At 72.6% G+C, this 15,015-nt stretch carries 11 protein-coding genes; 5 read left to right on the forward strand and 6 right to left on the reverse strand.

Annotation, left to right across the window (positions count from 1 at the left end; all coding sequences use genetic code 11):
• Window positions 1–2: 2 nt before the first annotated feature.
• From HD601_RS11915 to HD601_RS11925, 3 genes are all read right to left on the reverse strand, one after another.
• Window positions 3–941 (reverse strand): NAD-dependent epimerase/dehydratase family protein, encoded by a 939-nt coding sequence (locus HD601_RS11915; protein WP_184822117.1) that lies wholly within the window; start codon window positions 939–941, stop codon window positions 3–5.
• A 73-nt stretch (window positions 942–1,014) separates the two neighbouring features.
• Complete coding sequence (locus HD601_RS11920; protein WP_184822119.1) at window positions 1,015–1,797, reverse strand: endonuclease/exonuclease/phosphatase family protein; 783 nt, start codon at window positions 1,795–1,797, stop codon at window positions 1,015–1,017.
• Window positions 1,798–1,848: 51 nt separating this feature from the next.
• Window positions 1,849–2,496, reverse strand: coding sequence for a pyridoxamine 5'-phosphate oxidase family protein (locus tag HD601_RS11925; RefSeq protein WP_221440864.1), 648 nt, complete (start codon window positions 2,494–2,496; stop codon window positions 1,849–1,851).
• 137 nt (window positions 2,497–2,633) lie between these two features.
• Between HD601_RS11925 and HD601_RS11930 the strand changes: the two genes are divergently transcribed.
• Complete coding sequence (locus HD601_RS11930) at window positions 2,634–3,164, forward strand: SET domain-containing protein (protein WP_184822121.1); 531 nt, start codon at window positions 2,634–2,636, stop codon at window positions 3,162–3,164.
• 96 nt (window positions 3,165–3,260) lie between these two features.
• Here HD601_RS11930 and idi read toward each other — a convergent pair whose 3' ends face one another.
• A complete protein-coding gene (idi, locus tag HD601_RS11935) occupies window positions 3,261–3,863 on the reverse strand; it encodes an isopentenyl-diphosphate Delta-isomerase (RefSeq protein ID WP_184822123.1) in 603 nt (200 codons plus the stop codon).
• Window positions 3,864–4,036: 173 nt separating this feature from the next.
• On the opposite strand from idi, the gene HD601_RS11940 reads away from it, so the two are divergent.
• The 3 genes from HD601_RS11940 to HD601_RS11950 all read left to right on the forward strand — a co-directional run bounded on the left by HD601_RS11940 (window position 4,037) and on the right by HD601_RS11950 (window position 6,944).
• Window positions 4,037–4,432 carry a rhodanese-like domain-containing protein gene (locus tag HD601_RS11940; protein WP_184822125.1) on the forward strand — a complete coding sequence of 132 codons (396 nt, stop codon included), beginning with the start codon at window positions 4,037–4,039 and terminating at the stop codon, window positions 4,430–4,432.
• Window positions 4,433–4,509: 77 nt separating this feature from the next.
• On the forward strand, window positions 4,510–6,327 hold the full coding sequence (locus tag HD601_RS11945) for an AfsR/SARP family transcriptional regulator (RefSeq protein ID WP_184822127.1): 1,818 nt from the start codon (window positions 4,510–4,512) through the stop codon (window positions 6,325–6,327).
• Window positions 6,324–6,944 carry a carboxymuconolactone decarboxylase family protein gene (locus HD601_RS11950; RefSeq protein ID WP_184822129.1) on the forward strand — a complete coding sequence of 207 codons (621 nt, stop codon included), beginning with the start codon at window positions 6,324–6,326 and terminating at the stop codon, window positions 6,942–6,944. The genes HD601_RS11945 and HD601_RS11950 overlap by 4 nt, the downstream gene beginning before the upstream one ends.
• Here the strand turns inward: HD601_RS11950 and HD601_RS11955 are convergent.
• Together HD601_RS11955 and HD601_RS11960 are read right to left on the reverse strand one after the other, a co-directional pair.
• Window positions 6,931–8,193 (reverse strand): Dyp-type peroxidase, encoded by a 1,263-nt coding sequence (locus HD601_RS11955; protein WP_184822131.1) that lies wholly within the window; start codon window positions 8,191–8,193, stop codon window positions 6,931–6,933. The two genes, HD601_RS11950 and HD601_RS11955, sit on opposite strands and share 14 nt — an antisense overlap.
• A complete protein-coding gene (locus HD601_RS11960; protein WP_184822133.1) occupies window positions 8,193–8,963 on the reverse strand; it encodes a hypothetical protein in 771 nt (256 codons plus the stop codon). Before HD601_RS11960 ends, HD601_RS11955 begins: the two co-directional genes overlap by 1 nt.
• 289 nt (window positions 8,964–9,252) lie before the next feature.
• Here HD601_RS11960 and HD601_RS11965 point away from each other — a divergent pair, with 289 nt between their 5' ends.
• Window positions 9,253–14,712 carry an SdrD B-like domain-containing protein gene (locus HD601_RS11965; protein ID WP_184822135.1) on the forward strand — a complete coding sequence of 1,820 codons (5,460 nt, stop codon included), beginning with the start codon at window positions 9,253–9,255 and terminating at the stop codon, window positions 14,710–14,712.
• The last annotated feature ends 303 nt before the right edge of the window (window positions 14,713–15,015 follow it).

Genomic DNA, 15,015 nt, shown 5'->3' on the forward strand with positions numbered 1-15,015 from the left:
GGTCAGCTCATCCCCTCGACGAAGCCGGTCCGCCAGCTCGGGAACCGCGGTGTCCAGCCCAGCTCTCGCTCGATCTTCTCGTTGGTGATGGCCCGCGACCGCGTCATGATCTCCACCGCGCCGCGGCCGGCGAACGGCCGCACGAGCCAGGCGGGCACCCGCCGCGGCGGCTTGGCGCCGAGCGCGCCGGCCAGCCCGAGCAGGATGTCGCGCACCGGCGCCGGGTCGTCATCGGCGACATGGTAGATGCCCGGGGCGCCCCGCTCGATCGCCGCGACGGTGGCCGACGCCGCGTCGGTGATGTGCACCATGGACCACAGCCCGCCACCGCCGCCGATGATCGGGAACCGGCGCCTGCGGACCAGCCCGGCCATCACGGCGTCCGGCGCGGTCTCGATGCCGGTCCCCGGACCGTAGAAGCCGCCGTAGCGCAGCACGATGCCGTCGCCCCAGGTGATGCCGGTGACCGCGGCCTCGAGGTGGCGTATCGCTGCCACGTTGGCCGCGATGTCGCGGGGCGGGTCCGGATCGATCCGGGCGCTCTCGTCCAGGAGCCGCCCGCCGTCCGGGAGCAGGGGGGCGTAGTTGCTCTGCGCGACGACGGTGCGGACACCGACGGCGCGGCCGGCGGCCAGCAGGTGGTCGGTGCCCTCGATGCGCAGCCGGTTGGTGGCCGCCGCCATCCGCTTCACGGTGCGCATCGGCCCGTTCAGCGCCGTGAGCTGATGCACGATCACCTCCGGCTCGGTCTTGGCGACGGCGTCGGCCACCGCTTCGGGGTCGAGGGCGTCGAGGACCACCGGCTCGGCGCCGAGGTCGCGCAGCGTTGCGGCCTTGGCGGCCGTGCGGGTGGTGCCGACCACCTCGTGGCCGCGCTCCACGAGCTCGGGCACGAGGTACCTGCCGATCGCGCCGGACGCTCCGGCGACGAAGATCCTCATGGCGTCTCCTCTCGTCGTGCTCACCCCTGGGAGACGAGATGGAGCCGCCGTCCATGAACGGCAGTGATCCGGATCACACGGCGAGGTCGACGATCACGGCGAAGTGGTCGGACGGGTACAGGCCGTTGACCGGCTCGTCCACCACGGCCGTCCGCGTCACCTTGGGGACCGAGCCGCCGATCGACGGGCGGAACATGACGTAGTCGATGCGGCGGTTGAGCTGCTTCACCGCGCCCAAGGGGGCGTCGGGATGGGCGGCACTCAAGGTGACGCCGTCGCCGTCGGCGCCGCCGGCCGTCCATGCGTCCGTCAGCGCGTCGCCGGAGGTGAGGGTCGCGATCTCCGGGGTGTCCGGTCCCGCGTTGAGGTCGCCGACCAGCAGCACCGGGAGGTCGCCGTCGCGGGCGCTGAGGTCGGTGACCAGCCGGGCCAGCTCGCGGGTCTGCGCCAGGTGGTCGTCCGCAAGGTGGGCGTGGTGCTCGGCGCAGGCGCAGACGACGTGCAGGACGCCGTCCGGATGCTCGACGGCGGCGACGAGGGCGACCGGGCGCTCGGCGCGGCTCGTCGGGAGCCGGTGCGTCCACGCGTGCCGGATCGGCCAGCGGCTGAGGATCGCCAGGCCGAGGTCGACGCCGTCGTGGCCGGGCGCCTCGATCGGGTCGGGGAGCGACGGTCCGCCGTAGACGGAGTGCAGCCCGAGCGGCGCCGCGAGCACCGCCGCCTGCGACGCCTCGCGGACGGACCACGACTCCTGCAGGCCGACGATGTCCGGCTGGTGCGCCGCGAGCGTCGCGGCGATGCCGATCTGCCGCTCCCGCCACCGCTCGCCGAAGCGCCACCACACGTTCCAGGTCATCACGCGCACCGTGCCCGAACCACTCATGGTGGAGGCGTACCCGCGCGGCCCTCAGTCAGTCAGGGCACGCACCGACGGCGGGACGGCGATGCCGTCGCGCAGGTCGGGGGCGGGGACGGGGTCGCCGTAGCCGCTGCGCAGCGGCACGATGCCCGCCCAGGCCGGGCCGTCGACGTCCTCGGGGAGGTCGTCGGGCCAGCGCTCGGACACCTTGAGCGACCACTCGTCGATGGGCATGGCGCAGATCAGCGTGGCGGCGAGCTCACGCTTGGTCGGGCGGCGCAGCTCGCCGGTGCGGCCGGGCAGGATGCGGTCGACCAGCACGTCGAGCGCCCGCTCCTTGTCGTCGCCGGCGAGGGCGGCGAACCGGCCGAACAGCACGGCGCTGCGATAGTGGAACGACGACTCGAAGGACGCCCGCGCCACGACGACGGCGTCGAGTGCGGTGACCGTGACGCTGGCGGTCGTGCCGGTGGCGAGCGTCCGCAGCCACGACGACCCCGTCGACCCGTGCACGAGCAGGCGGTCGCCGTCGCGGGCCACGGCGGTCGGGAAGGCGACCGGATGCCCGTCGACCACCACTGCAACGTGCCCCAGCAGGACGTCGTCGAGCAGGGCGTGCAGGGCGGCGAGCTCGGTGACGGCCTTGTCGCCCATGCGGGTCAGCCGGGTGGGTGCGGAGGTCTGGTTCGTCGCCATCGTCGCATTCTGCCCTGCCGGCTGATTCGGTACCGGGCCCAGAAACGCCGAATGCCTCCCGGGTCGGATCGAGCCCGAGCCGGAAGGCGTGCCGTACTCGATCATGATAGCGCTCCGGCGTGTGCGACGGTAGACCCGTGCCGTCGACGTCGCCGCCTGTTCCCGGTCCGGACACCTGGCTGAACCCGTCCGTCGAACCACGGCGCTCGCCGATCCACGGCACCGGCCTGTTCGCCCGCACCGACCTGCCCGCCGGCCTGACGGTGTCGCGGCTGGGCGGCCGCCTGGTCACCGACGCCGAGCTGCAGGCCCTCTTCGACGATCCCGCGGTCGGCTACGTCGACACCGTCTCCGTCTACGAGGACTCCAACCTGGTGCTGCCCGCCGACGCCGCCGGTGAGGGCTGCAACCACGGCTGCGACCCGGACTTGTGGTGGGCCGACCCGTTCGAGCTGCGGACCCGCCGCCCCGTGCTCGCCGGTGCCGAACTGACCCTCGACTACGGCACCATCACCGACGACCCCGGCTTCCGGCTGGTCTGCCGGTGCGGGTCGCCCGGCTGCCGCGGCGTCGTGACGGGCGTCGACTGGCGCCGCTCTGAGCTGCACGAACGCTATGGCGACCACTGGGTCCCCGTGCTCCGCGACCGCATCGCGGGAACGATGTGAGGTCGCTGCGCCGACTGGGTGGCACAGGTGTCGCCAGGACGACAGTGATGCCACCCGGTTCCCGCACCTGTGCCACACGGTTGCCGGGCAGGCGACCTACCCGACGGGGTCGAGGACGGCGGGCGGGAGGTCGGCGGGATCGCCGGTGGGCCAGAAGAGCGGGTCGGACGGGAACCGAGCCAGTTCGGCCACCTGCAGGGCGCACCAGGGCGACACCTCGCGCCGTCCGGACAGGACGTCGTCGCGGAACATGCGCCAGGGGATCCACTCGAAGCCGCTGACCTCGGAGGCGTGTGGCTCGGGCGGATCGGCGGTCGAGGCGGCGAAGACGGGGCAGACCTCGTTCTCGACGACGCCGTTGGGCATGACGGCGCGGTAGCGGAACGCGGGCAGGACGGGGCGCAGGTCGCCGAGGCGAATGGTGAGCTCGTCGGCCGCACGGCGCGCGATGGCCGTGTACACGTCTTCGCCGGGCGCCGGATGCCCGCAGAAGGAGTTGGTCCACACATCCGGCCAGGTCGTCTTGGCCGAGGCGCGCTTGGTGACGAGCAGCGAGCCGGCCGCGTCGAACACGTAGCAGGAGAACGCGAGATGCAGCGGCGTCGCCTGGTGGTGCACCTCGCTCTTCAGCGCGGTCCCCACGGCCGCACCGGCGGGGTCGAGCAGCACCACCCGTTCGCCGACCAGCGTCGGAGTCATCGCGTCCTCCCTCCACACGAGTTTCGCAGAGCGCCGTCGAAAGATCGTCCGTGCAGCATCCCGTACCCGCCCCGTCCACGGCAATCCCCGTCACACGCGGTTTCACACGCCGCTGCCGGATCGTCCTTGATCGCAAGCGACACACATCCGAGAAACCGGGGGAGAACACCACCGTGAGCACACCACAGCCGTCCGTCCTGGACCTCGTGGCCGACGCCAAGAGCCGCATCCGCAACCTGACCACCGACGAGGTGGCGCAGCAGATCGCGACCGGCGGCGTCACGCTGATCGACATCCGCGAGCCGGAGGAGGTCAGCCGCGACGGCGTCATCGAGGGGGCGGTGCACGCGCCGCGCGGGATGATCGAGTTCTACGCGGACCCGGCCAGCCCGTATCACCGCGCCGAGTTCAGCCCGGCCGGCCAGACGATCCTGTACTGCGCGTCGGGCGGCCGGTCGGCGCTGGCGACGCGGGCGCTGCAGGACCTGGGGTACACCGACGTCGCGCATCTGGACGGCGGTCTGAAGGCGTGGACGGCCGACGGCCGGCCGGTCACCGCGCGCGACTGACCTGGAATCGGCGGGCCGCGAACCGTTCCGCGGCCCGCCGATCGGAGTGACAATCGACCCAGGCGAGGGGGGTGCGCATGGGGACGATCCGACTGCTGGGGCCGCCGGTCATCGAGCACGACGGCGGCCCGATCCGCCCGCCGCGGGGGCGCAAGGCCTGGGCGTTGCTGGCGTACGTGCTGCTCGCCGACCGGCCGCCGAGCCGGCAGCGGCTCGCCGAGCTGTTCTTCGCCGACGCGGAGGACCCGCTCGGCGCGCTGCGCTGGACGCTGGCGGAGCTGCGCCGCACGCTCGGGCGGCCCGACGTGTTCACCGGCGACCCGGTCACGGGTGGCGTGCCGGGCGAGGCGATCGACGTGCGGCTGCTGACCGACGAGCTGGCCGACCCGGCGCCGCTGCTGGAGGCCCGCGGTGAGCTGCTCGAGGGCGTGTACCTGGCCGCGTGCCCGGAGGTGGAGTCGTGGCTCGCGGTCGAGCGGCACCGCGTGTCGGCCCGGCTCGAGACGCGGCTGCGCCAGGCGGCCGTCTCGCTGCTCGCCACGGGCCGCGCCGCTGACGCCGTCCCGTACGCGGCCCGGGTGGTGGCGGTGAACCCGCTCGAAGAGGGCAACCACGAGCTGCTGGTCCGCAGCCTGGCCATGGCCGGTGACCGGACGGCGGCCATGCGGCAGGTGGCGGCCGGGAAGGACGTGCTCATGCGCGAGCTCGGCGTCGAGGCGTCGGCGGCCCTGACGGAGGCCGCTTCAGTGGCGACGGACTCCGCGAAGACGCCGCCGTTGAGCGGACGCGCGGCGGCGCTGAGCCAGCTCGACGCGGGCCGGGCGGCCATCGTCGCCGGCGCCGTCGACCCCGGCATCCAGTGCCTGCGCCGCGCGGTCGCCGAGGCGGCCCGCTGCCGCGACCAGCAGTTGCAGGCCCGGACTCTGACGGCGCTCGGCGCGGCCCTGGTGCACGCCGTCCGCGGCCGCGACGAGGAGGGCGCGCTCGTCCTGCAGGAAGCCCTCAGGTTCGCCACGGCGGCGGGTGATCGCGCCACTCTCGTCACCTGCCACCGCGAGCTGGGCTTCGTCGAGGTGCAGGCCGGCCGCCGGGCCGCGGCGCGGACCTGGCTGAGCCGGGCGCAGGAGCTGGCAGAGACCGACGCCGAGCTGGCCGGGATCCTCGGCGTGCGCGGGCAGAACGCCTCCGACGAGGCCGACTACATCGCGGCGCTGGTGTTCCTCGGCGAGTCCATCGACCGAGCCCGCTCGTCCGGCGACGACCGGCAGGAGGCGTGGTCGCAGTCGATCCTCGCCCGCGCGCACCTGCTGCGCGACGAGCGGCACCAGGCGACCATGGCCGCCGACCGGTCGCTGCAACTGGCGCACGAGCAGCGCTGGATGGCGTTCCTGCCCTGGCCGCAGGCGCTGCGCGGCGAGGTCGACCTGCGCAACGGCGACCTCGGCGCGGCCGCCGACGCGTTCGAGCAGTCCTGGGTGCTCGGCTGCCAGGTCGGCGACCCGTGCTGGGAGGGGTTCGCCGCCCGCGGGCTGGGCCTGCTCAACGCCGGGCGCGGCGACCAGCACGCGGCGACGGAGTGGCTGACCGAGGCCACGGTGCGCTGCAACCGCGTGACCGACCGCTACCACTGGATGCAGGGACACGTCCTCGACACCGCCATCGGCACCGCCCTCGACCGCGGCGACGAGGAGAGCGCCCGGCCACTGGTGGCCACGCTCGGCGCGCTGGCCGCCCGCGGCGAGATGCGCGAGCTCGTCGTCCGCTCGCAGCTGCACCGGCACCGACTCGGCGACGGCGGCGCGCTGGGGACGGCGCGCGTGCTCGCCGCCGACATCGACAATCCCGTCCTGACCGCGCTGCTCGACGAACCCGACCGACCGAAGGTGGCCCGATGACCCGCCCGCACCTCCTCGGCGACGCCCCGGACTCGCCCGGCGCGCAGGAGATCTACGAGCACGACCTCACCGACGACGGCTACGTCATGAACGTCACGCGGCTGTGGGCGCATGATCCGGAGGCGCACCAGAAGCTGTTCGACCTCATCACGTACGTGTGGGAGAGCCAGGGCATGACCATCCGCCAGCGTGGCATCCTCGTGGGCGCCGTCGCCTCCTCCCTGGGCGACTCGCCCTGCTCGCTGGTCTGGGGTTCCAAGCTGGCGGGCGAGGCCGATGCGGCGACGGCGGCAGCGGTCCTGACCGGCCGCGACGACGGCCTGACGGCGAAGGAACGGGCCATGGCGGCGTGGGCGCGCAAGGTGGTCCGTGACCCGAACGGCACCACCGAGCGCGACGTCCAGGACCTGCGCGACGCCGGCTGGAGCGACGGCGAGATCTTCGGCCTGACGGTGTTCAGCGCGCTCCGGGTGGCGTTCTCGACGGTGAACGACGCGCTCGGCGCCCGGCCGGACGCGCAGCTCCTCGACAGCGCCCCGCAGGCCGTGCTCGACGCCGTCGACTACGGCCGGCCCATCGCGGACCGGCCGGTCGAGGACACCGTCAGGGCAGGGTGACACCGAGCGGCCGGCCGGCGTCGAAGCCGGGCAGGATCAGGAAGGTCGCGCTGCCGGTGGGCGTGACGTACTGACCGAGGTCGTCGACCTCGTCGAGGCGGAACTGGGTCTGGACGAACGTGCGCAGGTCGCGCTGGAAGCAGACGAACAGCAGGCCGTGGTCGTCGCCGCCGTCGTCGAAGGCGTAGCCGCGGCGCAGCATGAGCGCGCTGCCGGTGACCGACGGGTGCGCGGCCCGTACGTGCGACCGCGCGGGCGTGACGTACTGGCCGTCGGGGGTCTTGGCGAGCAGGTCGACCTCGCCGGTGGGGCCGCCGCCTGACAGTGGGGTGCCGTCGGTCCGACGGCGCCCGATGACGGCCTCCTGGTGGTCGACCGGCTCGGCGGTGAAGCCCGCGACGTCGAGGCGGAGCCGGCGCACGACGCAGATGCTGCCGCCCGCGAACGGCCCGTCGGCGATCCAGACGTGCTCGTCCTGCTCCGCGGCGTCGTGCGGGACGATGACGCCGTCGTGGAACCCCAGCGGGTTGCGGGCGATGGTGCCGGTGCCCGGCGCCCGGAAGCCGCGCTGCGACCAGCGGACGACGGCGTCGGGTGCGGCCCGCGCGGTGAGCCAGGTCGCCGCGCGGTGCACGTCGTTGGGGTCCGAGCCGTGGACGGCGATCAGCAGGTCGCCGCCGGTGCGCTCGGGCGTGACGGCGGCGTCCTTCGCGAACGCCGGGAGCGGCGCGGCGCCCGGCAGTCCGGGCCCGAAGGCCGCGACGACCCGCGGCCCGAGCCCGACGGTCGCGGTGAGGTCGCCCGGCCCGTCGAGCAGCCCGGCCTCGGTGGCCCGCTCGCCGGTGAGGTCGAGGATCGCGGTGCCGAGCCGCCGGCACAGGGCCCGGACGGCGTCGCGAGAGGCCGCCGTCGCGGCGGGCGCCGTCACCAGGTCGAGCACGATGAGCAGCCCATGCGGCTGCGGGGTGTCCGGCCGGACGATGCCGGCCTGGTGCGGGCCGGTGGCGTCGACGGTGTCGGGTCGCGACGGGGTGGCCGACGGCGTGGGGACGGCAGTCCTCGGCGACGCGGCCAGCCGGCTGGTGTGGGTGTCGTCGGCCGTCGCGCGCCCGGCCGCCAGCCCGGCGGCGCCCGCGAAGCCCGCCGCGGCGCCGGCGGCGGCCAGCCCGCGCAGCAGGTCGCGCCGGCGGGTACCCCCCGGCTTGGGGACGGTGTCCTCGTCCGGCACGCGGCCCTCGTCGTCGGTCATCAGCCGCTCGCCGTCGTCTCGAGGAACATGCCGGCGAAGTCCACGTCCGGCGCGTCGGAGAAGTCGACCGCGGTCCAGTCACCGCCGCCGCCCAGCCGCGCCTCGAGCCGCTGCAGCCGGCTCTCGTCGTCGACCCAGTAGCGCACGCTCGCGTCGCTGCCGTCGGGCGCCGTGGTGGCGGTCGCGGGGTCGTAGGCGCGGTCGGCGGTCGGGCCCGCCACGACGTCGACGGCGACGCCACTGACCTCGTCGGAGCGCAGCCACCGCGCGTCGGTCTGCTGCAGCAGCAGCGGGTTGTCGGGCCGGTCGCTGGCGGCGTTGAAGATCAGTGCGAGCACCGCGTGCAGCCGCGACCGGTCCGGCGCCAGCGCCGCCGTGGTCCAGGCGGCGTCGTCGGGCGGAGGCAGTGGCGGTCCGCTGTCCGCGCCGGGACCCACGGGCTCGTGCGACGTGATGCCGGAGAGCGTCCACGCGACCAGCAGCGGGTCGCCGCCGTCCTCGCTGACGTGGGCATAGCCGACGTGCGCGGCGAAGTCGGCCCAGCCATCGACGGCCAGCGTGCGGCCGCCGTCGACCACCTCGAAACGGAGCGCGCGGACGCCGTCGGTGTAGTTCGTGTAGCGCATCATCGACAGCCGCTGCGCCTCGTCGCCGCTGAGCGGCCGCGGCCCCTCGTCCGGCGTGGCGGCCGCGGCAGACCCCGTCGCCGACGACGCCGGCGCATCGTCACCGGAGCATCCGGCGCCAGCGATGAGTGCAATGACGACCAATGTCGCAAACCGCCCGAAACAGCGCCCGGGTCGATGAGCGGAGCGGTGGCCGGACGAGGTCATGCGCATGAGTGTAAGCATGAACACTGTGCCCTCACCAGGCAATTCGGACGTCATGCATACCTTGGCGATTCTCAAACTGTGATCTGTATCACACAGCGTGCTGAACGGCGTGTGAGCCGACTCTTGATGGTCAGCGCCGTCGTGTACCCCCGCACGGGATCGCGGCGTCGCGGGATGTGCAACCGCAGCTGTACGACAGTGACGGAGGACCCCCGTGAGACCGTTCATGGAACGAGGCCACGGCCGATCGGCCCCTCAACGCCCGAAACGGGCCCGAGCGACGGCGGGGGCGCTGACCGCGCTCGGCGTCGTCGCTTCCGCGCTCGGCGCCGCCGGTGCCTCGAGCCTCCCGGCGCAGGCCGCGCCCGGCGACCCCATCACGGGCACGATCTGGCAGGACTACGACTCCGACGGCATGTACAGCCCGTTCGAGGCGTCGGGTCTGCTCGAGGGCATCGAGGTCTACGCCTACGACGCCGACGGCAACGTCGCGGGCCCGGCAATCACGGACGCGAGCGGCAACTACTCGCTGCCGGTCACCAGCGACGCCGGCCCCTGGCGCGTCGAGGCCAACGTGCCCGACACCCCCGAGTGGGAGGAGTGGCGCGACTCCGTCGTCGGCCGCGCGGCCGGGCAGAGCAACGGGACCACCGTCCAGTTCATCGACTCGGTCCCCGCGGCCGACATCGACTTCTCGTTCCAGGTGCCGAGCACCTTCGTGGAGAACAACCCGTTCGTGTTCCTACCCGCGTTCCGGTACGGCCCGAGCGACGGCATCCAGGCGACGGAATTCGCCGGCGCCGCGCACGAGTACGAGGCGATGAGCCCGAACACGACCACGGCCGTGCCCACGACGATGCACGTGCCGCACCAGCAGATCGGCGCCACGTACGGCACGGCGTACCAGAGGGCCGAGGCGCCCGGCGAGTTCGGCTCGGTGTTCGCCTCCGCGTACGTCCGCCGCCACTCGGGCCTGGGTCTGGGCGGCATCGACGCGATCTACCGGATCACCCCGGACAACGGCGGGCCGGACTCGCCGACCGCGAGCGCCGACGTCTTCGTCAACCTCGAGGACTATGGCATCGACGTCGGCAGCGACTCCGACCCCGGTGCGGTTTCGGGCGACCCCAACGGGCTGCGGCCGGTGATGACGCTCGACAACCCGGTCTACGACTGGGGCACCGACGCGCAGGTGTGGGACAAGGTCGGCCGTGAGGGTCTCGGCGCGATGGAGATCTCCAACGACCAGGAGTCGCTGTTCGCGGTCAACCTGCACAACCGTTCGCTGATCGAGGTCGAGATCAGCCGCGACGGCACCCAGGTGCTCGGCGTGACGGAGCACGAGCTGGACGCGTACTTCCCGGACAGCAGCGACCTGCGCCCGCACGGCATCTCGGCCAACCCGCTGACCAACGAGATGTACCTGACGGTCACGGACTCCGCCGAGTCGACCCAGAACCGGGCCGACCTGCACGCCTACGTGTACTCGTTCGACCCGGCCGACCCGACGAACCTGACCCAGGTGCTGGACTTCCCGCTCGGCTACACCCGTGGTCTCTTCGCCGGCGCCTGGAACGCGAACTACCAGCCGTGGAACACCAACTCGGCGTACTGGCTGCAGTTCGCGCAGCCGACCAGTGGCGCGGCCGAGTTCGTCATGAACACGTCGGTGCCGATCGTCGCTGACGCGCGCTACCTGCACGGCGACCTGATCGTCGGCATCCGCGACCTCGGCGGCGACCTGTTCGGCGCGAGCTCCGCTCTCGCTCCGGACGACCCGCGGCTGGTGGTCGGCCGGTCACTGGGCGGTGAGCTGCTCAAGGCCGGCTCCAACGGCGACGGCACCTGGTCGATCGAGCAGAACGGCGCGGTCAACGGCCAGGCCGGTGCGGTCGCGAACCAGGTGACGCTGAACGGCCCGAACGGCCAGCCGGGCAAGTTCTTCATGGACACCTGGGTGAACGGCGTCGAGCACCTCGGTGCCACGCTGGTCGTGCCCAGCCGCGCGGACGGCATCATGGAGACCGGCATCCACGTCGCCGAGAGCGGCTTCCAGGTCGGTACCCGACGCTTCTTCCAGGACAACGGGTCGCTGGTGGAGCCCCGCGGCGCGGCGGTCATCACCGGCACCAACACTCCGCCGTCCGCGACCATGAAGGGCAACGGACTCGGTGAGCTGACGGCCATGGCGTCGGCGGCGCCGATCGAGATCGGCAACTACGTCTGGTACGACGACGACAACGACGGCATCCAGGACCCGGACGAGGCGCCGGTGCCGGGCGCGACCGTCAACCTGTACGAGGTCGACGGCGACGGCAACCGCACGCTCGTCGGCACCACGACGACCGACGCGAACGGCGAGTACTACTTCTCGTCGAACGATCAGGACTACCAGCTGAAGACGCACACCGACTACGTCGTCGGCGTCGACAACCCGGCCGACTACGAGGCCGGCGGACCGCTGGAGAACTGGTACCCGACGGCGCCGGACACGGGTGACCCGAACTCCGTCGACGCGAACCGGAACGACTCCGACGGGTTGGTCGAGACGACCGACGACGGCGACTTCCCGTACGCCGCCATCACGACCGGCGGGCCGGGCGAAAACGACCACACGATCGACTTCGGCTACTCGAACATCGACTACGAGTTCGACAAGCGGACGGTGTCCGGGCCGACGGAGAACCCGGACGACGACGGCACGTGGACGGTCGTCTACGAGCTCGTCGCCGAGAACACCGGCATGATCCCGGGGGCGTACCTGCTCACCGACGACCTGACCGGGTACGGCGACGGCGTCGAGGTGGTCGACACCCAGGTGGTGTCGGGCCCACCGGAGGCCGACGGGCTGCTGAACCCGAACTGGGACGGCGTGAGCGACCTGAACGTCGTCACCGGCGAGGTGCCGATCGACCCGCAGTCGACCGTCGAGAACGGCACCGAGCACGTCTACACGCTCGAGGTGACCGTCGCGCTCACCACCGACCCGGACACCGGTGAGGTGACGGCGCTGCCGGAGAACCTGGCCTGCACCGACGGCCAGCAGGCCGGCGACGCGACGACCGGGTTGTTCAACCACGCCACGATGTCCCCCGACAACCACGAGGACCTCACCGACGACGAGTGCGGCGACCTGCCGATCGTCACGCTCGACAAGACCGTCGTCACCGAGCCGCACGTCGTCGACCGGGAGAACCAGCCGGGCATCTGGGAGATCACCTACGGGCTCACCGTCACCAACGAGTCCGAGGTCCCGACCGACTACGACCTCGAGGACGAGCTGCGCTTCGGCACCGGCATCACGATCGTCGACGGCTCGGTCACCACGGCGAACACCGTCCCGGGCGACATCGCGACCCGGCCGGAGTACGACGGCGTCAGCGACCTGCTGATCGTCGAGGACCAGCCGATCGGCGCGCTGGAGTCGCACGAGTACACCGTCACGGTCCAGTTCACCGTCGACCTGCCGAACCCGCCCGCCCAGCCCGACCCGTCGGACTGCGACCTGGCCGGTGACGCCGGCGAGGAGGGCACGGGGCTGTACAACGACGCGAACTCGTCGTTCAACGGCTACCCGGACACCGACACCGAGTGCCGTGAGGTCGGCCAGCCGACCCACGTCAAGTCGCTGATCTCGGCCACGCCGATCGGCAACGGCCAGTGGGAGATCGTCTACGGCATCGACGTGTCGAACAAGGGCGTCAAGGACACGTGGTACGACCTGTCGGACGAGCTGCACTTCACCGACCAGGTCACCATCGTCTCCGCCGCCGTCACCGTGTCGCCGGCCGAGGCCACGCTGTTCGACCCGCCGTGGAACGGGCAGGACCAGCTGGTCATCGCCGAGCAGGTACCGCTCCTGGGCTCCGACGACGAGGCCTACGCGCCGCACCACTACGAGCTGACGGTGATCGCCGACGCGCCGCTGCAGTTCGCACCGGGTGAGGGCGGCTCGGACCCGACGGCCTGCCCGGCCGAGGGTGAGGACCCGACGAGCGACACGGCGTTCAACAACACGTCGACGCTGACCGACGAGTCGGGCCTGACCGAGGACGACCAGGCCTGCGCGCCGCTGCCGTCGATCGACATCGAGAAGACGGTGAGCGCCGGGCCGACCGCCAACGGCGACGGGACGTGGAGCATCACCTACGACCTGGTGGCGTCGAACACGGGCGCGGGCGACGGCGACTACACGATCAGCGACCAGCTCCGCTACGGCGAGGGCATCGTGGTCGAGGACGCCACCGTCGTGACGACGCCCGAGGGCGTGACGGCGCTGGACACCTGGACCGGCCAGGGACCCGACGGCGACCCCGTCAACGTCATCGCCGAGGACGTGCCGCTCGCCGCCGGCGGGGTGCACACCTACCAGGTGCAGGTGGTCTTCTCCCTCGACGAGGACACCCTCGCCGAGGAGTCGATGACCTGCCCCGAGCCGGACTCCGGCGAGAACGGCGGGCTGGCCAACAGCACCGGCATCGAGCACAACGACCTCACCGACGACGACGAGGCCTGCCTCTCGCTCGGCGAGCCGAGCCTCGACAAGGAGCTGGTGTCGGCCGAGCCGGTGGACGACGGTCAGTGGGAGGTCGTCTACACCCTGACGGTCAACAACCTGCTGCCGGGCGAGACCACCTACGACCTCGAGGACGAGCTGCTCTTCGGCGACACCGTCGAGATCGACTACGCCGAGGTCACGGACTTCCCCGACGGGGTGGACGTGAACGAGGACTGGGACGGTCTCGAGGACACCCTCATCGCCGAGGACGTGACGCTCCCAGGCATGAACGACGAGGGCTACGCGCCGCACGTCTACACCGTCACCGTCGTCGCCGACGTCCCGCCGAGCTTCGAGGTGGACGACGACGGCAACACGGCGGCCGCGTGTGCGGGCGAGCCGGGCGACAACTGGGAGAACGGCGGGCTGAACAACGGCGCCACCCTCACCACGGAGGGCGGCGACGAGCTCACCGACACCGACTGCGCCGACCTGCCGTCGATCCACCTGGACAAGACGATCGCGTCCGGGCCCACGTCGACCGGCACGAACGCCTACACGATCACCTACGAGCTGGAGGTCACCAACGACGGCGCGGCCGCCGGGGACTACGTCCTCAGCGACCAGCTGAACTACGGCACCGGCATCGAGATCGTCGACGTCACCGCGTCGAACGCCGAGCCGGGCGACGTCCCGGTCCTGGACACGTTCACCGGGCAGGGCGACGAGCCGGACGCCCCGGAGAACGCCATCACCGGCGACGTCACCATCGACGTCGACGCGACGCACACCTACGAGGTGACCGTCGCCGTCACCGTCGACCCGGCCACGGCGACCGCCGAGTCGGTGTCGTGCCCGGACGACCCGGGCGAGGGCGACACCGGCGGGCTGCTCAACCTGGGCCTGCTCGACCACAACGGCCACGAGCTCGACGCCGACGCGTGCGCTCCGCTCGACCCGCCGACGCCGCCGGACACCCCCGGTGACGACGACGGCTCGGGTGACGACGACGGCTCGGGCGACGACGACGGCAACGGTGGCGGCAACGGTGGTGGCGGCGACGACCTGGCCGACACCGGTGGTGACTCCACGCTGCTGCTGGTCACCGGCGGGCTGCTCCTCCTCGCCGGGGCGACGGCGCTCGTCGTCACCCGGCGTCGTCAGCAGACGGGAGGCCTGAGCAGCTGATCGACGTCCGCGGGGCCGGTCCGACCGGCCGGCCCCGCGGCGCACCCGCAGCGAGGGCCCGGCCCGCCGCACCACACGCGGCGCACCGGGCCCTCCGCGTCCCACCTGCCTGAACGCGCGCGTTGGAGGTTTGCCGTCTGATCCGACAGCAGAGCGCGATCGCGCGCGGGTGGGCGTGCGCACGCGCGCGTTGGAGGTCTGCCGTCCGATCCGACAGCAGAGCGCGATCGCGTGCGCGTGGGCGCGCGTGTGCGCGCGTTGGAGGTTTGCTGTCTGATGCGACAGCAGAGCTCCAGCGTCATG

It is taken from the genome of Jiangella mangrovi, from assembly GCF_014204975.1.
Taxonomy (GTDB): Bacteria; Actinomycetota; Actinomycetes; order Jiangellales; family Jiangellaceae; genus Jiangella; species Jiangella mangrovi.